Here is an 18,676-nt window from a genome sequence, read left to right as displayed (position 1 = left end):
CGAAGGATGGCCTGTGCGTCGGCATTTATCCAGCGTTTTCCAGACGTTGGCACAGCTTGCTCACGCACACCGAGCCCACCACAGCGAGGATGATCGGCACCAGAAAGTCATGGTCGATGCGGGTGAATTCCGCCACCAGCACAATCGCCGTCAGCGGCATGTTCATGCTGGCGGCCAGGAAGGCGGCCGCGCCGATGATCGCGAAGGCGCTCAAGGGCACGCCGGGCCACGCCAGGCTCCAGGCGCCGCCGAGGATGATCGCCAGCAGCGCGCCATTGGCCAGGCCCGGCGTGAGCAGGCCGCCTTCGGCGCCGGCGCGCAGACTGCTGGTGGTGATCAGCACCTTGACCAGCAGCAACAGCGAGGCCAGGCCGATGCTCAGCTCATTGTCGAAACCCAGTTGTGCCGGGCCTTTGCCGTTGCCGAGGATGGGTGGCAGCCACATGGCCAGCACGCCGATGATCGTGAAGTTGAGCAATGCCAATACCGGCAGGCGCCAGCCACGGGCGGCATGGGCCCGTGCTGTGCCGGTCAGGCGGGTGAAACCGTATGCCGCCAGGCCGAACACCGGCCCGCACACCACGGCCCAGGTGATCAACGCCGGGCTCAATACAAAGTGCGGCACGACATACTGCGACTCCGCCCCCAGCCCGATCCAGGCCACCGCCGCGCCAATCGCCGAGGTGGCCAGCGCAATGATCGCTGCCGGCCAACTGAAGGCGCCCACCAGCACTTCCAGCACAAACACCGCGCCACCCAAGGGCACGTTGTACACCGCAGCCAGGCCGGCACCGGCGCCGCAGGCAACGATCAGCCGATGCAACTGCGGCGCCAGGCGCGCCCTCCGCGACAACCAACTACCGGCCAGGGCGCCGACTTCGCGCGGCGCCACTTCGCGCCCCAGCGGCGAGCCCAGGGCCACGGTGATGATTTGCAGCACGGCGTGGGCGAGGGTGGTTTTGGGCGGCATGTCCGGCATCTGTTCCGAGACGGCCTGCTTGATGCTCACCAATGGGCGGCCATAGCGGTACACCGCCCACCAGCCGAACCCCGCGACCAGCCCGCAGATCACCAAGACGCTCAAGCGTCGTTCGGGCGCGGCGGCGGTCACGCCCCATAGAAAGGTTTCGTGGCTGACCAGGTTGTCGAGGTTGTAGCCGTAGGCCAGGTGCTGGATACCGTGTAGCAACAGGGCCAGCAACATCCCGCCCAATCCGGCGCCGACGCCGGTCAGTACCACCACCAGGGCGAGGATCAAGGATGGGCGAAAGGTCGTCGGCATGGGCGGCTCCGGGCAGTGGCCCTGATTGTATAGCCGATAAATCGATGGCCCCGGGTGAAATGTATCGGTGGCGCATGCGGGCCTGCATCCACAACATTCCATTACGTTTTGCCGTCCCGTTTTTGGCAGATGCGCCGTCCTGCAGCCTTGTTATAGTTCGGGCTTTATCACTCGCCAGTCAGGGATCACTGCCATGTCCGAATACCAAGCTTTCGTCGTCGAACTCACCGGCAACGTTGCCCATGTGCAGATCAACCGCCCGGAAAAGATCAATGCGATGAACGCCGCGTTCTGGAGCGAAATCATCGATATCTTCCAGTGGGTCGAAGACACCGACGTCGTGCGCGCCGTGGTGCTCAGCGGTGCCGGCAAACATTTTTCGTCGGGTATCGATCTGATGATGCTGGCCTCGGTGGCCAACGAGTTCGGCAAGGACGTGGGCCGCAACGCGCGTCTGCTGCGCCGCAAGATCCTGGAGCTGCAAGCCTCGTTCAACGCTGTCGACAACTGCCGCAAGCCGGTGCTGGCGGCGATCCAGGGTTATTGCATCGGTGGCGCGATCGACCTGATCAGCGCCTGCGACATGCGCTACGCCGCCGAAGGCGCGCAGTTCTCGATCAAGGAAATCGACATCGGCATGGCCGCCGACGTCGGCACCCTGCAACGCCTGCCGCGCATCATCGGCGACGGCATGTTGCGTGAGCTGGCCTATACGGGTCGCCAGTTCGGCGCCGAGGAAGCGCGCAGCATCGGCCTGGTCAATCGGGTCTATCCCGATCAGGACAGCCTGTTGGCCGGGGTGATGGAGATTGCCCATGAAATCGCCGCCAAGTCGCCGATTGCCGTGGCCGGCACCAAGGCGATGATCAGCTACATGCGTGACCACACGGTCAATGATGGCCTGGAATACGTTGCCACCTGGAACTCGGCTATGTTGCAATCCAACGACCTGCGCGTGGCCATCGCGGCCCACATGAGTAAGCAGAAACCCGAATTCGTGGATTGACTGACATGACCCCAGGCTGGATTACCACAACGCTGCTGGATAACGACACCCCTGGCGGCTGGGCCGTCGCCCGCAGCCGCGACGGCTTTTTGCATGACACCAACGGCCCGCTGTTCCCCCGGGAATGGCTCAAGCGCCAGGACCTGGCCGTGTTCGCCGAACACGGCATCGGCCACCTCGACGGCGAACCGGTGTACCTGCTGGAGCTGGACGCTGCCGGTGAGGTGCCAGGTTGCAGTTGGCAGGGGCTGCGCGGCTTCATGCTGCAAGGCGATCACACCCTGTACAAAGTACTGGGCTACGCCGCGCAGATCGGCACCTGGGCGCGGGAGCACCGGTTTTGCGGCAGTTGCGGCCAGGCCATGGTCCAGGTGCCGCGGGAGCGGGCGATGCATTGCGCGGCCTGCGACCTGCGCAGCTACCCACGGATTTCTCCGAGCATGATCGTGCTGGTGACCCGTGGCGACGAGATCCTGCTGGCGCGTTCGCCGCGCTTTGTGACCGGGGTCTACAGCACCCTGGCCGGGTTCGCCGAGCCCGGGGAGTCGGCCGAAGACTGCCTGATCCGCGAAGTGCGCGAGGAAGTGCAGGTGGAGGTCAAGAACATCCAGTACATGGGCAGCCAATGCTGGCCGTTCCCGCACTCGATGATGCTGGGTTTCCATGCCGAGTACGCCGGCGGCGATATCGTGCCCCAGGCCGACGAAATCGAGGACGCGCAATGGTTCAATATCCACGACCTGCCGCCATTGCCGGCGTCACGTTCGATTGCGCGTTACCTCATCGACCTCTACCTGGCCCGCCGTTCAGGTCACGCTGAACCAGTGCTGCCAGGCTAGGCGCACCGTCAGGCCGAGGACCACGGTGATGAACACCGGGCGAATGAATTTGGCGCCGCCGCTGATGGCACTGCGGGCGCCAAAGAACGCGCCACACATCACCGAAACGCCCATGGCCAGGCCAACGATCCAGTCCACCGACCCATTGATGATAAACACCGTCAGCGCGCCTGCGTTGCTGACAAAGTTCATGCTGCGCGCCACGCCGCTGGCTTTCACCAGGTCGATGGGGTGCAACAGCATCGTGCTCACGGTCCAGAACGCCCCGGTACCCGGGCCGGCCACGCCGTCGTAGAAGCCCAGACCGAAGCCCTGGGTGGATTGCCATTTCTTCTTGATCGGCGCATCGGCGTCCAGCGGCGCCTTGGGCGTGCCGCCGAACAGCAGGTACACGCCGCAGGCGAACACAATCACCGGCAGCATTTTGTTCAGGGTTTCGGCAGGCAGGTAGTGCGCAACCACCGCGCCGCTGAGCGCCCCGACCAGCGTGCCGACGATGGCATGTACCCACTGGCGCGGGTGAAACAGCTTGCGGCGGTAGAAGGTGAAGCTGGCGGTGGCCGAGCCGAAGGTGGAACTGAGCTTGTTGGTGCCCAGCACCAGGTGCGGCGGCATGCCGGCTGTGAGCAAGGCGGGTGTGGTAAGCAGTCCGCCGCCGCCGGCGATCGCGTCGATGAAACCGGCGATAAAGGCGACAAGCGCCAGGATGGCGAGGGTGGTGAGGTCAACGCTGAGTTCGAAGGGCATGGGCAGGGCTTATGGCTGGCAGGGTGCGCAGCGAAGGGGCTGCGCCAAAGGCCTGCATCTTACCTGCCGGATGTAGGGAGTTCCAATGTGGGAGCTGGCAAGCCAGCTCCCACATTTTTACGGTGCCCGCTTAGGACCTGTGTGTTTCGAGCCACTCCAGCGCCGTACGCCACACACAAATCCCCAGGAAATACGCCGACATCAGCGACCACAGCCCAAACGTCCACGGGTTGGTGTTGGGGTAGTCCACCACCATCAAGAAGCTGCACAGCAACCAGATCGTGGTCACGGCGATATTGATCGGCATGAAGCGCTTGACGCGGAACGGGTGCAGGAATTTCATCGGCGTCACGGTCAACAGCGCCAGGCCGATCACGGTCGCGAGGGTCACCCAGGCTTCCGGCTGAATGATATAGACGCACAGCGCCACCACGTTCCAGGCGGCGGGGAAGCCAACGAAGTAGTTGTCCTTGCTCTTCATGTTCACGTTGCAGAAGCAGAACAGCGAAGACACCAGGATCACCGACACGGTGAACAGGTGGGTGAAGTCCGGCAGGTCGATGTAGCGGTAGATGAACAACGCCGGGATGAACACATAGGTCAGGTAATCGATCACCAGGTCCAGGACCGAGCCGTCGAAACTGGGCAGGACCGTACTCACATTGACCCGTCGCGCCAGTGAGCCGTCGACGCCATCGACCACCAGCGCCAGGCCCAGCCACAGCAAACAGGCCTTCGGTGAGTTTTCCAGCAGCGCCAGGGTGGCCAGAAAGGCCAGTACCACACCGGTGGCGGTAAAGCCGTGGGCGCCCCAGGCTTTGAGTCTGGCTACATGCAGGGTCGATATCACGGGCGGTTCTCCGAAAGGTGAAACGGGGCAGCCGACAGCGCGACGCCGTCGAGTCTGGCCAGGGAATGCAGGTATCGACCGGGAAGGGGGGGATAAGGTTCACCGCCCCGGTGTATCACTTAGCGTAGCAAGGGTCCGGCATTTCGGCATCAGCCCTGGCGGAACACCAGCGCCTTGAGGCCGCTTTGGGCATCAATATCAGGAAATTCCGGCGGGTTTTGCAGCCGTTCGATAAAGCGCAGGCCCGGCGCCTCGCGCGTGACGCCATCGATCAGGAAGTCTTCGCCAAAGGCCGGGTCGTTCATGCACGCCAGCACCGTGCCGTGGGGCGTGAGCAGATCCGGCAGGCGTCGCAGCACGCGCTGGTAGTCCTTGGTCAGCAGAAAACTGCCTTTCTGGAACGACGGCGGGTCGATGATCACCAAGTCATAGGGCCCGCTGTTGGTGACCTTGGCCCAGGATTTGAACAGGTCGTGGCCCAGGAAGCTCACTTTGTTCAGGTCATGCCCGTTCAGGCGGTGGTTGTCACGCCCACGGCTCAGGGCACCACGGGCCATGTCCAGGTTCACCACGTGGTCAGCGCCGCCTTCGATGGCCGCCACGGAAAACCCGCAGGTATAGGCAAACAGGTTGAGCACGCGCTGGCCCTTGGCTTGTTCGCGCACCCAGTTGCGGCCGTAGCGCATGTCGAGGAACAGCCCGCTATTCTGCTTTTTGCCCAGGTCGATCAGGTAGCGCAGCCCGCCTTCGGTGATGGTCAGCTCGTCGACCGGGTTGCCCACCAGCCATTCGGTGGTGCTTTGCGGCAGGTAGCGATGTTGCAGGGCCACGGTGTATGCACTGAGTTGCGCGCGTAGCAGTTGTTTCAGGGCCTCCAGCTGCGCAGCTTCAGGCTCCTTGAACAACGCGACCAGTATCACGCCCTGCAGCCAGTCCACGGTCAGTTGCTCCAGGCCCGGCCAGCACCGGCCCCGGCCATGGAACAGACGACGGGTTTCCGCCGGCGGAGTGGCCAGGGCGTTGAGCAGGTGAGCGTGCAGGGTGGCGAGTGCGTCTGGGGTCATCGTTGAGCGTCGGTCGTTGAGCGGGCGGCATTTTAAACATAATTGCGAGGTCTTGGGGTGCTTGAGCATATCGTGCTGGGAAAACATTGATTGGCAGTGAATCATGCTCAAAATATTGAAAAGTGCGCCTGATAACAGGCAAAAAATCCTTTGGCGCCGCCATAAACTGGAAAAAAAACGCCTGGAGGTGCCCATGAACGGTTTCGCAAATGCAGTGAACGACACAGCAATGGACCAGCAAGAGCTGGACGAATGGCGCGACGCTCTGGCGTCTCTGGTGGCCAATGCCGGCCCGGCGCGGGCGCGGCAGATCCTCGACCTGCTGGCCGGCGATGCCAGTGCCCCGCACATCGACTGGAAACCGCGCCACGGCACGCCTTACATCAACAGCATCAGCGTGGAGCAGCAGCCGGCATTCCCCGGCGACCTCGCCACCGAAGAGCGCCTGGCTTCCCTGGTGCGCTGGAACGCTTTGGCCATGGTGGTGCGGGCCAACCAGGCCTATGGCGAACTGGGCGGCCATATCGCCAGTTACGCCAGTGCGGCGGATTTGTTCGAAGTGGGCTTCAACCATTTTTTTCGTGCGCGCAACGACCGCTTTGGCGGTGACCTGGTGTTCTACCAACCCCATTCCGCGCCCGGCATTTATGCCCGGGCCTTTCTGGAAGGGCGCCTGAGCGAAAGCGACCTGGCCCACTATCGCCAGGAAATCGGCGGCCCCCAGGCGGGTGCGCGCGGGTTGTCGAGCTATCCGCATCCATGGTTGATGCCGGACTTCTGGCAGTTTCCCACCGGCTCCATGGGCATCGGCCCCATCAGTTCGATTTTCCAGGCGCGGTTCATGCGTTACCTGCACCATCGCGGCTTACAGGACACCACCGACCGCCATGTATGGGGCGTGTTCGGCGATGGCGAAATGGATGAGCCGGAAAGCATGTCGGCCCTGACCCTGGCGGCCCGCGAAGGCCTGGACAACCTGACCTGGGTGGTCAACTGCAACCTGCAACGCCTCGACGGGCCAGTGCGCGGCAATGGCCGGATCATCGATGAGCTCGAAGGCTTGTTCGCCGGCGCCGGCTGGAACGTGATCAAGCTGGTGTGGGGCTCGGACTGGGACGCCTTGCTCGCCAAGGATGCCGATGGCTCGTTGGTCAACACCTTGTCCACCACCGTCGATGGGCAGTTCCAGACCTTTGCCGCCAAGGACGGTGCCTACAACCGCGAACACTTCTTTGGCCAGAGCGACGCCCTTAAAGCGCTGGTTGCCGGTATGAGCGACGAACAGATCGACCGCCTCAAGCGTGGCGGCCATGACATGGTCAAGATTCACGCCGCCTACTCTGCGGCGCGACGGGTCAAGGGCAAGCCCACGGTGATTCTCGCCCAGACCAAGAAAGGTTTCGGCATGGGCGAGGCGGGGCAAGGCAAGATGACCACCCACCAGCAGAAGAAGCTTGATCGCGACGCGCTGATCGCCTTCCGCAATCGCTTCCAGTTGCCCCTGACCGACGAACAAACCGAATCCCTGAGCTTCTTCAAACCGGGCGAGGACAGCCTGGAGTTGCGTTACCTGCACCAACGCCGCAACGCCCTCGGCGGTTTTGTGCCAAGCCGCAGCCAGATTGCACCCACCGTTGAGGTGCCGCCGATTGCAGGCTATGCCGGTTTTGCCACCCTGGCCGAAGGCAAGGAAATGTCCACCACCATGGCCTTCGTGCGCATGCTCAGCAACCTGCTCAAGGACAAGGCCCTCGGCCCGCGCATCGTGCCCATCGTCGCGGACGAGGCGCGCACCTTCGGCATGGCCAACCTGTTCAAGCAGATCGGCATCTATTCCAGTGTCGGCCAGCGCTACGAGCCGGAAGACATCGGCTCGATCCTCAGCTACCGCGAGGCCACCGACGGGCAGATTCTGGAGGAGGGCATCAGCGAGGCCAGTGCCATCAGTTCCTGGGTCGCGGCGGCTACCAGCTACTCGGTGCACGGTTTGCGCATGTTGCCGTTCTACATCTATTACTCGATGTTCGGCTTCCAGCGCATCGGCGACCTGATCTGGGCCGCCGCCGACCAGCGCGCCCGGGGCTTTTTGCTGGGCGCTACCGCCGGGCGCACCACCCTGGGCGGTGAAGGTCTGCAACACCAGGACGGCAGCAGCCACCTCACCGCCGCCACCGTGCCGAACTGCCGTGCCTACGATCCGGCGTTTGCCGGGGAGTTCGCGGTGATTCTCGACCACGGCATGCGCCGGATGCTGGAACAGGAGGTGGACGAGTTCTACTACGTGACCCTGATGAATGAAAACTACCCGCAGCCGAGTCTCCCACAAGGCGTGGAAGCGGCGATCATCAAGGGCATGTACCGTCTCGAAGGCGCGCCGAACGCCCGGGTGCGCCTGCTCGGCGCCGGCACACTGGTGCGCGAGGCCCAGGCCGCAGCGCAGTTATTGGCCGCCGACTGGCAAGTGGCTAGCGAGGTATTCAGCGTGACCAGCTTCAGCGAGCTGGCGCGGGATGCGCGGGAGGTGGAACGCTGGAATCGCTTGCACCCGCAGGCCGTAGCGCGAGTGAGCCATGTGAGCGCCTGCCTGCCCAAAGGCGCGCCAGTGATTGCGGTGTCCGACTATGTACGGGCGGTGCCGCAGATGATCGGTTCCTATATGGACTCTCCTTACACGGTTCTGGGCACTGACGGGTTCGGGCGCAGTGATACCCGGGCGGCGTTGCGCGATTTCTTCGAAGTGGACCGCCATCACCTTGTGCTGGCTGCACTGACGGCGTTGGTGGAGCAGGGGGAACTGGCCGCGAGTGTGTGTCAGCAGGCGATCAAGCGGTATGGCATGCAATCGGAGCGTGCCGCGTCCTGGATCTCTTGACGGGCGCAAATCAAAAATGTGGGAGCGGGTCGGGTCGCAGCCTCGCCGGGGCTCGACAACTCCCACAGGGGATTCACAGTGAGCAGGGCATCGAATGGAGTTCCAATGTGGGAGCGGGCTTGCCCGCGAATACGGTCTGTCAGTCGACGAGTGTGATGACTGACACACTGCCTTCGCGAGCAAGTCCGCACACCCATTGGTTTTGCAGTGTGTTTAGAGGGTGGCGATCAGCGCCGGCCCAAAGGCTTCCTGTAGAAAACCCGGGGCGATATACCGCTCGTAATGCGCCTCGGACAGCAGGAAAAACTCGCGGTCGACCGCGTCGCGCAAGTCCGCCAGGCTGCGTTCGCGGAACTCCGGCAACAACGCCAGCCCATAGGCCTCCAGCTTGGAAATCACCCGCGCGCCCCGAGCAATCAACTGATACGCCCAGCAGTAGGGCGACTGGTGCGGCATGAAGCGGATCTTGCGGTTTTCCAGTTGCTGGCGCAGCAACTGTGCGTCGAACACTTCCAGCTTGCTGGCCATCACTTGCACCAACAATTGCTCCAGGCGCAGCCACACCGCTTGTTTCTCCTCAAAGCTGTAGCCGTTCCACTGGATCACTTCGTGGTGATAGCGCTTGCAACCCCGGCAGACCAGGTCACCGTAGACGGTGGAGCACAGGCCGATGCAGGGGGTCTTGATGGTGTGATTGGGCATAAAAAAACGTCGTCAGGTGAAACAGCACGGCCTCGGCAGAGGGCGTTTCGCAGGCATTAACGATTTCCCGCGGCGCATAGTCTGAGGTTTTTTGGACCCCCGTGTCACCCGTATGCGCATGATTTTGTACAGAAAGAATGCTTGACAGGTATGAGGCGCGCGGAGAACACCGGCGTGGCTGGAAGCCGCACTTTATGTATATCGGTCACGATGTCAGGCGCTATGCCATTAATGGCCTGTAGCTACCAAGTTAAGGGCATAAGTGCAGGAACTGTCGCAAATGCCGCCCTTAAAATTGGATCCCCAAAAAAAATAAAAACTTGTCCTACAAGAGCCTTGATTTCACTCGTACAGACGAGTATTTTTTCCTACAGCATATTACGCAGGAAGCTTCTAACAATAATTATGAAAAGATCAATCGCATCCATCACCACATGACAGTATGAAGTTGAAAGACTGGCCAGGTGCCTTCTTTTAATCTGATACGTAAGTACATGCTTGCGCGTCTTCATCTGCAAAAAAAGTATAAATTTTCCGTGCGAAAGTGCGGGGTGTCGATGCTTTTTTAACAGTGTCATGTTCAGTTAAAGCTCCAGCGTTATTCCAAATAGTCGTTATGAGTACGTAATCATCCATGCATCTTTATTGGTTTGGAGAGTATTGCTATGCCTGCCGGAGCGATATTTATATCATTTGATGCCGTCGCGGTATCGGGAATCACTGTTGAGGCCTTGAAGATCGCCAAGGGTTTCGATCAAAAGGGCGTCAAGCTTTATCTGGACCTGGGCTATGACATCAAGGTCGACAAGGGCAACTTCAACAAACCTTATAGTTATGAAACCCATCTCTACAAAGATATCTTCACCTTGGTGCGCGTCGACGCTATCGACACCATCCCCCATTACAACGTCGACTTCATCGAACACTCCCATGGGGTCCTGATCGCCGAGAAAATACCGGCATCCCCCGAGGAAAAAGGCCGCCTTGTCAGTGCCGTTCAGGTGTCGGCCCAGGCCTTGGCCCAGCGCATCGTCCAGCAGTGGGACGCATTGAACATCCGCTACGTCATCGTCGAAAACGGCACGCTGCCCGAAAACATCATCTACACCCAGGCGCTTTACCTGGCGATCGAGGCTTACGGCAACCGGCACGACCTGGGTAATTTCGTGATCTGGCGTGACCACGACCTGATGTGGAGCAGCGAAAAAAGCGCGATGAAGTACGGGCCAGAGCCCTACACCCACGCGGTCAAACCCGTGCGCTCGCGGCATATTTCCTATGTGACCCTGAACAACGACCTGAAAAACCGGCTGGAGGCGTGGTGCAACCACGAGGTCGAGGTCAAGGTACGTAAAAACACTTACGATTTCAGCGGGCAAAGCCAGTACGCCAACATCAAGGAGCGTCTGGACATTCGTGATACCGACATTCTGATTGCCCGGACCACCCGGATCATTCCGCAAAAACGCCAGGACCGCGATATCTACCTGGTGCAGCAATTGAACCAGCGGTTCGCCGACAGCGGCAGCCCGCGCCGGGTGTACCTGGCGGTAGCGGGCGATCCGCAAGAACATCCCGGGTTTTTCAATACGCTGAATAATCTGGTCAAGGAGTTGCAAGTTGAAGCCTATGTAAAGTTCATTGGCTCGTTGTCCCATGACGTGATGCGTTCGAACAAATCGGACATCAGTATTGAAGACCTGTATTACTCCTGCGATCTGGTTTCTTTTTTAACCTCATGGGGTTACGACAGTTATGGCAACCCGGTGGGCGAAGCCATCAGCAGTCGGCGCTGCTATATCGCAACGCGCTATGAATATTATCAAGAGGTGTATGGCCAGCACGGATTCGAAGCCCCCGTCATGGCGATTACCGAAGAGCAGGACGGGCTGCCGGACGAGGCATTCATTAATGAGGTTTACCAGCTGTTGAATAACCGGCTGCAGATGGAGAGGGTGGCTCGACGCAACTTCTCGATTGGGCGGCGGGCACTCGCCAATAACGTAATGAGCATGTTGGACTTGAATTCTTCTGGAGAAAGTATGCGTGATTCCGTATTTGTCTCGGTGGTGCTGCCGCTTTATAACGAAAGCGACCGCATTGATAGCGTTCTGGACTCTTTGTTCAATCAGAAAACAGAAGGGGGGCTGATTACCCACGCCACCTATGAACTGATCTTTGTCGACAATAACTCGACAGACGATTCCATCAAGAAAATCAATGCGTTCAAGGCCAATAACCCCTCGCTTGATATTTATGTGATCGAAGAAACCACCCAAGGCGTTTCATCGGCACGTAAACGCGGCATGGATTACGCCTCCGTGCGGTCCAGGAACCGCGATATCCGCATTGGCGAAGAGAACAAGCACTACATCGTTTCGGCGGATGCCGACTGCACCGTCGACCCGTACTGGCTGCATGCCTTGATCCTGAAAATGATCGAAGAGGACGGCGACCTCGGCACCTGCAATTACTACTACAACGAAGCCGCCTTCGAAAAGCGTCCGAACCTGTACAACGAAATCCAGAAAACCCTGCGCTGCCGTGAAGTGTCCTTCTCGCTGTTCGGCGGTTTTCCGGACGGCAAGGGCTTCGCGGTGGAGCGCGGCTTGTACGACAAGGTCGGTGGGATCGAGATTTTCTACCAGTTGGACAAGGGCCGTTTCGTCGAGCATTTGTCCGACGACTGGGACTTTGGCATCCGTGTAATCGCCTGGGGCGGCAAACCGGTCTACGCCCACAAATCGCGTATCGAGATCAACAGCCGCCGCGTGGACACCATTCTCGACGAGGTGATCACCGGCAATGCCTACGGCCAGGACGGCATCATCATCATGAAGGACGTGCGCCCGGACGTGGAGCAACAGATCCCCACCCTGAGCGACACCACGCCGGCGCAGTCGGTACAGGCCTGGCATTACTCGATCAAGGATTTCGTGCCGAAAAACATCGCGCTGCCGGCACTGCTCAACCCGCAGATCCTGCTGGAAAACCCGGCGGTGCGGGATTTCTTCGGCGGCCCGGTGGCTGACCGCATGTACCAGCGCATTCATGAAATCAAGCACAGCTCGCGGGTGATCGACTTCAAGCCGATCCATGCCTACAAGACCCCCAGCTACCGCCTGTACTTCGAGTTCCGCGAAGAGATCTTCAGCGCCTTGCGCCGCGCCGTGGGCGAAGACATCGGCTTCCCGCCGCCGTTGCCCGAGTGCTTCGAGACCGTCAAGCCCGAGGACTTCGAGCGCTTTGTGTACTACTTCGCCGAAGACCGCGAGTCGGGTGAAGCCCACAACTATTTTGCCAACGGCGGGGTGTTCTGATGACCAGCGAAGCGCTTGTATCACTCAATGACATCGACCCGAACTACCCGACGCCGCGGGTCTATGAGTTCCTTGCGGATCCGGACAACAGCGCGTTCCTGGAGTACGTGTACAACGACCCGTTCGGCTGCCACGTATTTCCCGGCGATATTCCCGATTACCCGCTGCCGTCGTTTTTCCAGGACATGGACAGCGAGATCCGCCAAGCCAAGCAGATTCACCTGTGGGCCTATATTCCCACCTGCCGTTATCGCTGCCATTTCTGCCAATACCCCACGGTGATCCTGAACCCCAAGGCCGCGTCGTCCCAGGTGGTGTTCAAGGACCTGGTGGATTACAACATCAAGGAAGCCACGATGTGGCTCGAAAAAGTCCCGAGCCTGGCGCAGGCCGAGGTCGGCGAGTTCAACATCTTCGGCGGCACACCTTCGCTGCTGCCGGATCCCGAGTTGCGCCGGTTGATGGCGTTCTACCGCAGCCACTTCAACTTTTCCGTCGCCACCATGCGCTTCGAGGGTGAGCCGGGCACCTTGAACAAGGAATACCTGCTGCTGCTCAAGGAGCTGGGGTTCACCAAGATCAGCTTTGGCGCCCAGTCGTTCGATGACCGCATCATCACCGCCTGCGGGCGCATGCACTCGGCTGAAGAGTGCGTGGATACCATCTATTACGCCCGCGAATTGGGCCTGGACTGGGTCAGTGTCGACCTCATCTACGGCATGCTCGGCCAGAGTGTGGATGACGTGAAATACGACATGCAGCGCACCCTGGAGCTGGAACTGTCCCACGTGGTGATCGCCAAGCTGCACATGGAAGAGTTCATGAAAAGCCGCACCGGCGTGTCGGGCGAAAAACAGAGCCACTGGCAGCGCAAGGGCCTGATCAACATCAACAACATGACCTTCCCGGGCCTGGGCAAGCAGTACCAGATGCGCGAAGTGGTCGAACAGCACCTGAACGCCGAGTACGGCGAACACCCCACCATGTACTTCCACCAGAACGGGCGGGAGGCGGAGAAGTGGAAAGGCCTGATCACCGACCTCGACAAACAGTACCCGGAAGTTGCGATTGGCCTGGGCGGCAGTTCCAAGTGCACCCGCGCCGAAGCGATCAACATCACCGGCTACGCCAAGTACAAGCAGGCGCTGGACGAAAACCGCCTGCCCATCGATAACAGCCGGGGCATGTCGGCGCTGGCGCGGGAAGTCAACGCATTCAAGATGGCCTTGTCCACCCTGGTTCCCGTGGATGACGCAGTGTTCAAGCAGCGTTTTGGCGGCAACAGCTTTTTCGACAACCCAGTGATCAGCCGTACGCTCGACAAGCTGGTGGAGAAAGCACTGGTGACCGTCGAGGGCGATCTCGTGCGCCTGACCACCAATGGGGTGACGTTGGTGGAAGCGGTGATCAACACCCAGTTCGATACCCAAGCCGCTGGAGGCCACTGATGAGCCCATCCACAGCCCCGGTGTTCAGCCTGCACTACGTGGCCATCGACCATGAAGCCGGGGTGACGCCGGAACAATTCGAGCAGTTCGTGCGGCACAAAGGCGTGCACATTCCGTGCTATCCCGGCTGGCGCTGGACATTGCTGCGCGGCTTGCGTGGCGAGCGGGCCGGGCAGTTTCTGATGCTGTTCGAGATCGACAGCGCCGAGCAGCGGGACCGCTACGTGGGCGCCGACGGCAACAAGACCGAACTGGCTCGCCAGTTCTGGCGTGACCATCCCGAGGCGCTGGATATCCTTGGCGAGTGGAAACGCTACGGCACTTACAGCGAACTGCCCACGCTGTTCACCGACTACCGGTTGCTCGCCGAGAACACCAAAAGCACCGTGCCTTACGGCCCACGTTATGAAGACCGGCCCGGCAAGGAGCCGGTGGCGCGGGTGATCGGCCTGCACAACCTCGCGCTGCGCGCCGATGTGCAGCCGCACACCTTCGAAACCTTCATCGCGCAAAACCATCACCGCATCGAGGATTACCCGGACTGGAAGTTTCGCTTGCTCAAGGGCGAGCGGGGCAACCGTCTGGACCAATACGTGGTGTTCATGGAGATCGCGAGCCAGGCTGCGCTGGATGTGTTTTATCCCGAGCCGGACATCGCCACCGACCAGGCGGCGATTTTTGCCCGGGCGCACCGCGACACCAAGCAGATGTACGAAGAGTGGAAACAACTGGCGTCGTTTTCCGGCTCGCCGCAGATCTACACCGACTATCTGGCGGTGGCGCAAAGTCTGAACTGACCCGGTGTACCGGCGCGGCCCGCACGGCGCGTCGGTCCCTGAGGTCTGTGCTCAAGAAGGTGAACGCTCTGTGAATGTTTCTGCCGTAGTACTTGATTCAAATGTCCGCCAGCAACGTGCCACACGCAGCATCTTTTTCATCGCGGGGCTGGGCATGGCGTCCTGGGCGCCGCTGATTCCGTTTGTCAAAACCCGGCTCGACGTGAACGACGGCACCCTCGGGCTGCTGCTGTTTTGCATTGCCGCCGGATCGATGCTGGTCATGCCGTTTACCGGTCGCGCCATTGCCCGGTTCGGTTGCAGGGCGCTGATCCTGGCCTGCTCGGTGGTGTTCTGCCTGGTGCTGCCGTTCATGATGTACGCCACGTCTCCCCTGGCGATTGGCGCAGCCTTGCTGGTGTTCGGCGCGGTGAACGGGCTGCTGGACGTGTCGATGAATGCCCAGGCGGTGATTGTCGAACGCGAAAGCGGGCAGGCGCGGATGTCCGGTTTTCACGGCTTCTACAGCATCGGCGGCGTGGCCGGGGCAGGGGGCGTGAGCGTGTTGCTGTGGGCGGGCTTGATGCCGTTGCCGGCGATTTCACTGGTGGCGCTGTTGATCGCGCTGGTGGTGTCCCGGGCCGCGCCGCATTTATTGGCCAAGCGGCCGGTGGAGCCCGGTGAGTCGGGCGGTACGTTCCAGGCCCTGGCCCATCCGGGCGTGCTGTTTCTGGCCGCGTTGTGTTTTTTCATCTTCATGATCGAAGGCGCAATGCTCGACTGGTCCGCCGTGTTCCTGCACACCGAACGCAGCATGGACAAGAGCCATGCCGGGTTCGGCTTCACGTTGTATTCCATTGCCGTCGCGCTGGGCCGCTTGTATGGCGATCGCCTGGTCAACGCCGTGGGCCGCCAACGCGTGCTGGTGCTCGGCAGCCTGTGTGCGGCGGCCGGCGTGCTGTTGCTGGTCAGTGTCGACCACACGGGCGTGGCGCTCGGCGGGTTCATCCTGGCTGGGGCGGGTTTGTCCAACATCGTGCCGATCCTGTTTACCGCCGCCGGCAATCAGCCTGGTGTGCCGTCGAATTTCTCCCTGCCGGCGGTCACGCTGATTGGCTACACCGGCCTGCTGAGCGGGCCGGCGCTGATCGGCTTCATCGCGCATCACTCAAGCCTCACCGCCGTGTTTGGCGCCGGTGTGGTGATCATGTTGCTGGTGGCTTCCTGCGCCCGACGCATTGCGCGTTACGGCGCTTAACCCAAGGAGTTTTTATGAGTCAATTATCCGGTCCGGTGTTCAGCCTGAACTACATTGGCCTCAACCTGAAAAAAGGCGTGACAGCCCAAGACTTCGAAAACTTCGCGCGTGAAAAAGGCGTGGGCATTCCGGCGTACCCGGGGTGGCAGTGGACCTTGCTCAAGGGCCTGCGCGGTGAACGGGTGGACCAATACCTCATGCTGTTCGAAGCGCCCAGTGCCGAAGATTACGCGCGCTACATCGATCACAACGGCGACCCGACCGCCCACGCCCAGGTGTTCTGGCACGAACACCAGCAGGCCCAGGCGCTGATCGAAGAGTGGAAGACTTACTCGACCTATGCCGAGCGTCCAACGATTTATTCGTACTACGGCCTGGTCGCCGAAAACACCCGCAGCTCCTTGCCCGAAGGCCCCAACTACCGGGCCGCGGCGCCGGGCCAAGTGCCCGTGGCGCGGCTGGTGGGGATCCACAACCTGGCGCTGCGTTCGGGTGTGGCCCCGGAAACCTTTGAACGCTTCATCACTGACAATGTCCACCGCATAGACGATTACCCGGGCTGGAAATTCCACATGCTCAAGGGCCTGGGCGGCAGCCGCCTGGACCAGTACGCAGTCATGCTGGAAATCGAAAGCCTGGAGTCGTTGAACTCGTTCCACCCCGAGCTGGATGTGTCGACCCTGAAAGCCCTGACGTTCGTGCGCGAGCACCAGGAAAGCGAGCGCATGTACGCAGAATGGCGCGAGCTGGCGTCGTTCTCCGGTGCACCGCAGATCTACACCGACTACATCACCATTGCGGGAAGCGGGGAGTAACTTCTGGGGCCTTCACAGGAGGGCCTGTCACGATGTTCCGAAAAGGATGTGCCGATGACGCTCCAAGGGCATGACCGCGTACGCGCAGAAGTGTTTGAAACCGATCTGCCGGCACGCCTGGATCGATTACCGTGGGGCCGTTTCCACTCCTTGATGGTGTTCGCGCTGGGCATCACCTGGCTGCTCGATGGCCTGGAGGTCACCCTGGCCGGCTCGGTGTCCGGCGCGCTCAAGAGCAGCCCTGAGCTGCACATGAGCAATTTCGACATTGGCCTGGCCGGCGGCGTGTACATCGCCGGCGCGGTGATCGGCGCCTTGCTGTTCGGCTGGCTGACCGACCGCCTGGGGCGTCGCAAGCTGTTCTTCATCACCCTGTGGCTGTACATCGGCGCCACGGCGGCCACGGGGTTTTCGTTCAATCTCGAATCATTCCTGCTGTTTCGCTTCCTGACCGGCATGGGCATCGGTGGCGAATACACGGCGATCAATTCGACCATCCAGGAATTCACCCCGGCCCGCTATCGCGGCTGGGTCGACCTGACCATCAACGGCACGTTCTGGCTTGGCGCGGCGCTGGGGGCGAGCGGGGCGATTGTGTTGCTGGACCCGGACGTACTGGGCGGCGACCTCGGCTGGCGTGTGTGTTTCGGCATCGGCGCCGCACTGGGCCTGGTGATTCTGGTGATGCGCCTGTGGCTGCCGGAGAGCCCGCGCTGGCTGTTGATCCATGGGCGGCATGACGAGGCGCGGCGTATTGTCGAAGGCATCGAAGAGAAGCTGCGCCAGCAAGGGCACACGCTTTCGGCGGTGACCGGCAAGCCGCTGCGCCTGCACGCGCGGGATCACACGCCGCTGGGGGAAATCTTTCATACCCTGTTCGTCAGTTTCCGCCGTCGCGCCCTGGTCGGCATGACCCTCCTGACCGCTCAGGCTTTTTTCTACAACGCGATTTTCTTCACTTACGCGCTGGTGCTGACCGACTTCTATGACGTGCCCTCCGAAAGCGTTGGCTGGTATGTGTTGCCGCTGGCCCTGGGCAATTTTTGCGGCCCGCTCTTGCTGGGGCGCCTGTTCGACGTGGTCGGGCGGCGCATCATGATCAGCGCCACCTATGCGATCTCCGGGGTGCTGCTGGTGATCAGCGGGTATGCTTTCGAGCAAGGCTGGCTGAGCGTCACTCAGCAGGCGGCGTCGTGGATGGTGATTTTCTTCTTCGCCTCCGCTGCCGCCAGCTCCGCTTACCTGACGGTGGCGGAGACTTTCCCGCTGGAAATCCGCGCGCTGGCCATCGCGGTGTTCTACGCACTGGGGACTGGCCTGGGTGGCATCATCGGCCCGACCCTGTTCGGCCAATTGATCCAGAGCCAGGAGCGCAGCAGCCTGTTCATCGGCTACCTGATCGGCGCGGCGATGATGGTCGTGGCGGCGGTGGTGCAAGCGATCTGGGGCGTCGCGGCGGAGGGCAAGTCGCTGGAACATGTGGCCAGGCCGCTGTCCCAGGCCGCCGATACGGCGTGAGCCGACGTTGATGCAAAAAAAGCCCCGAACGTGTCGGGGCTTTTTTTATGTTACGTCGCTCAGGAATCAATCCCAGCTCAGCGCACCACCGGTCTGGTACTCGATCACACGGGTTTCGAAGAAGTTCTTCTCTTTCTTCAAGTCCATGATCTCGCTCATCCACGGGAACGGGTTGGTGG

At 61.1% G+C, this 18,676-nt stretch carries 15 protein-coding genes; 9 read left to right on the top strand and 6 right to left on the bottom strand.

Annotation, left to right across the window (positions count from 1 at the left end; all coding sequences use genetic code 11):
* Window positions 1–25: 25 nt before the first annotated feature.
* Window positions 26–1,282 carry a chloride channel protein gene (locus ACW9IB_RS19765; protein ID WP_457415045.1) on the bottom strand — a complete coding sequence of 419 codons (1,257 nt, stop codon included), beginning with the start codon at window positions 1,280–1,282 and terminating at the stop codon, window positions 26–28.
* Window positions 1,283–1,475: 193 nt separating this feature from the next.
* Between ACW9IB_RS19765 and ACW9IB_RS19760 the strand changes: the two genes are divergently transcribed.
* Window positions 1,476–2,288 (top strand): crotonase/enoyl-CoA hydratase family protein, encoded by an 813-nt coding sequence (locus tag ACW9IB_RS19760; protein ID WP_457415044.1) that lies wholly within the window; start codon window positions 1,476–1,478, stop codon window positions 2,286–2,288.
* Window positions 2,289–2,293: 5 nt separating this feature from the next.
* Entirely contained in the window at window positions 2,294–3,127 is an 834-nt protein-coding gene (gene nudC, locus ACW9IB_RS19755) for an NAD(+) diphosphatase (protein ID WP_457415042.1), read from the top strand.
* Here the strand turns inward: nudC and ACW9IB_RS19750 are convergent.
* The 3 genes from ACW9IB_RS19750 to ACW9IB_RS19740 form a co-directional block, all read right to left on the bottom strand.
* A complete protein-coding gene (locus tag ACW9IB_RS19750) occupies window positions 3,095–3,874 on the bottom strand; it encodes a TSUP family transporter (protein ID WP_457364760.1) in 780 nt (259 codons plus the stop codon). The genes nudC and ACW9IB_RS19750 overlap by 33 nt on opposite strands.
* 130 nt (window positions 3,875–4,004) lie before the next feature.
* On the bottom strand, window positions 4,005–4,724 hold the full coding sequence (gene pcsA / locus ACW9IB_RS19745; protein WP_457364759.1) for a phosphatidylcholine synthase: 720 nt from the start codon (window positions 4,722–4,724) through the stop codon (window positions 4,005–4,007).
* Window positions 4,725–4,873: 149 nt separating this feature from the next.
* Window positions 4,874–5,788, bottom strand: a complete 915-nt coding sequence (locus ACW9IB_RS19740; protein WP_457415041.1) for a class I SAM-dependent methyltransferase — start codon at window positions 5,786–5,788, stop codon at window positions 4,874–4,876.
* A 193-nt stretch (window positions 5,789–5,981) separates the two neighbouring features.
* Between ACW9IB_RS19740 and mdeB the strand changes: the two genes are divergently transcribed.
* Window positions 5,982–8,660: an alpha-ketoglutarate dehydrogenase gene (mdeB, locus tag ACW9IB_RS19735; RefSeq protein WP_457415039.1), complete on the top strand. Its 2,679-nt coding sequence runs from the start codon at window positions 5,982–5,984 to the stop codon at window positions 8,658–8,660.
* 213 nt (window positions 8,661–8,873) lie between these two features.
* Here the strand turns inward: mdeB and ACW9IB_RS19730 are convergent, their stop codons facing one another.
* Window positions 8,874–9,362: a DUF1289 domain-containing protein gene (locus ACW9IB_RS19730; protein WP_457415037.1), complete on the bottom strand. Its 489-nt coding sequence runs from the start codon at window positions 9,360–9,362 to the stop codon at window positions 8,874–8,876.
* Between the two features lie 731 nt (window positions 9,363–10,093).
* Here ACW9IB_RS19730 and ACW9IB_RS19725 point away from each other — a divergent pair.
* The 6 genes from ACW9IB_RS19725 (at window position 10,094) to ACW9IB_RS19700 (ending at window position 18,497) form a co-directional block, all read left to right on the top strand.
* Window positions 10,094–12,682, top strand: a complete 2,589-nt coding sequence (locus ACW9IB_RS19725) for a glycosyltransferase (protein ID WP_457415035.1) — start codon at window positions 10,094–10,096, stop codon at window positions 12,680–12,682.
* Entirely contained in the window at window positions 12,682–14,130 is a 1,449-nt protein-coding gene (locus ACW9IB_RS19720) for a radical SAM protein (protein WP_457415033.1), read from the top strand. Before ACW9IB_RS19725 ends, ACW9IB_RS19720 begins: the two co-directional genes overlap by 1 nt.
* Window positions 14,130–14,927: a hypothetical protein gene (locus tag ACW9IB_RS19715; RefSeq protein ID WP_457364753.1), complete on the top strand. Its 798-nt coding sequence runs from the start codon at window positions 14,130–14,132 to the stop codon at window positions 14,925–14,927. Before ACW9IB_RS19720 ends, ACW9IB_RS19715 begins: the two co-directional genes overlap by 1 nt.
* Before the next feature lie 70 nt (window positions 14,928–14,997).
* Window positions 14,998–16,164, top strand: coding sequence for an MFS transporter (locus ACW9IB_RS19710; RefSeq protein ID WP_457415031.1), 1,167 nt, complete (start codon window positions 14,998–15,000; stop codon window positions 16,162–16,164).
* Between the two features lie 14 nt (window positions 16,165–16,178).
* Complete coding sequence (locus tag ACW9IB_RS19705; RefSeq protein ID WP_457415029.1) at window positions 16,179–16,979, top strand: hypothetical protein; 801 nt, start codon at window positions 16,179–16,181, stop codon at window positions 16,977–16,979.
* Window positions 16,980–17,033: 54 nt separating this feature from the next.
* On the top strand, window positions 17,034–18,497 hold the full coding sequence (locus ACW9IB_RS19700) for an MFS transporter (RefSeq protein ID WP_457415028.1): 1,464 nt from the start codon (window positions 17,034–17,036) through the stop codon (window positions 18,495–18,497).
* Between the two features lie 66 nt (window positions 18,498–18,563).
* Here the strand turns inward: ACW9IB_RS19700 and ACW9IB_RS19695 are convergent.
* The coding region (locus ACW9IB_RS19695; RefSeq protein WP_238346834.1) for a hypothetical protein at window positions 18,564–18,676 on the bottom strand (113 nt) is incomplete at its 5' end.

The sequence above is a fragment of the Pseudomonas sp. SDO524_S393 genome (genome assembly GCF_054071875.1).
The sequence above is the reverse complement of the archived record's forward strand: the minus strand, read 5'-3'. Positions and strand labels throughout refer to the sequence as shown.

Bases quoted from the DNA above. Each gene is read 5' to 3' on its own strand.
- ACW9IB_RS19765 (WP_457415045.1), bottom strand. From the start codon at position 1,282: ATGCCGACGACCTTTCGCCCATCCTTGATCCTCGCCCTGGTGGTGGTA.
- ACW9IB_RS19760 (WP_457415044.1), top strand. From the start codon at position 1,476: ATGTCCGAATACCAAGCTTTCGTCGTCGAACTCACCGGCAACGTTGCC.
- nudC (WP_457415042.1), top strand. From the start codon at position 2,294: ATGACCCCAGGCTGGATTACCACAACGCTGCTGGATAACGACACCCCT.
- ACW9IB_RS19750 (WP_457364760.1), bottom strand. From the start codon at position 3,874: ATGCCCTTCGAACTCAGCGTTGACCTCACCACCCTCGCCATCCTGGCG.
- ACW9IB_RS19740 (WP_457415041.1), bottom strand. From the start codon at position 5,788: ATGACCCCAGACGCACTCGCCACCCTGCACGCTCACCTGCTCAACGCC.
- mdeB (WP_457415039.1), top strand. From the start codon at position 5,982: ATGAACGGTTTCGCAAATGCAGTGAACGACACAGCAATGGACCAGCAA.
- ACW9IB_RS19730 (WP_457415037.1), bottom strand. From the start codon at position 9,362: ATGCCCAATCACACCATCAAGACCCCCTGCATCGGCCTGTGCTCCACC.
- ACW9IB_RS19720 (WP_457415033.1), top strand. From the start codon at position 12,682: ATGACCAGCGAAGCGCTTGTATCACTCAATGACATCGACCCGAACTAC.
- ACW9IB_RS19715 (WP_457364753.1), top strand. From the start codon at position 14,130: ATGAGCCCATCCACAGCCCCGGTGTTCAGCCTGCACTACGTGGCCATC.
- ACW9IB_RS19705 (WP_457415029.1), top strand. From the start codon at position 16,179: ATGAGTCAATTATCCGGTCCGGTGTTCAGCCTGAACTACATTGGCCTC.
- ACW9IB_RS19700 (WP_457415028.1), top strand. From the start codon at position 17,034: ATGACGCTCCAAGGGCATGACCGCGTACGCGCAGAAGTGTTTGAAACC.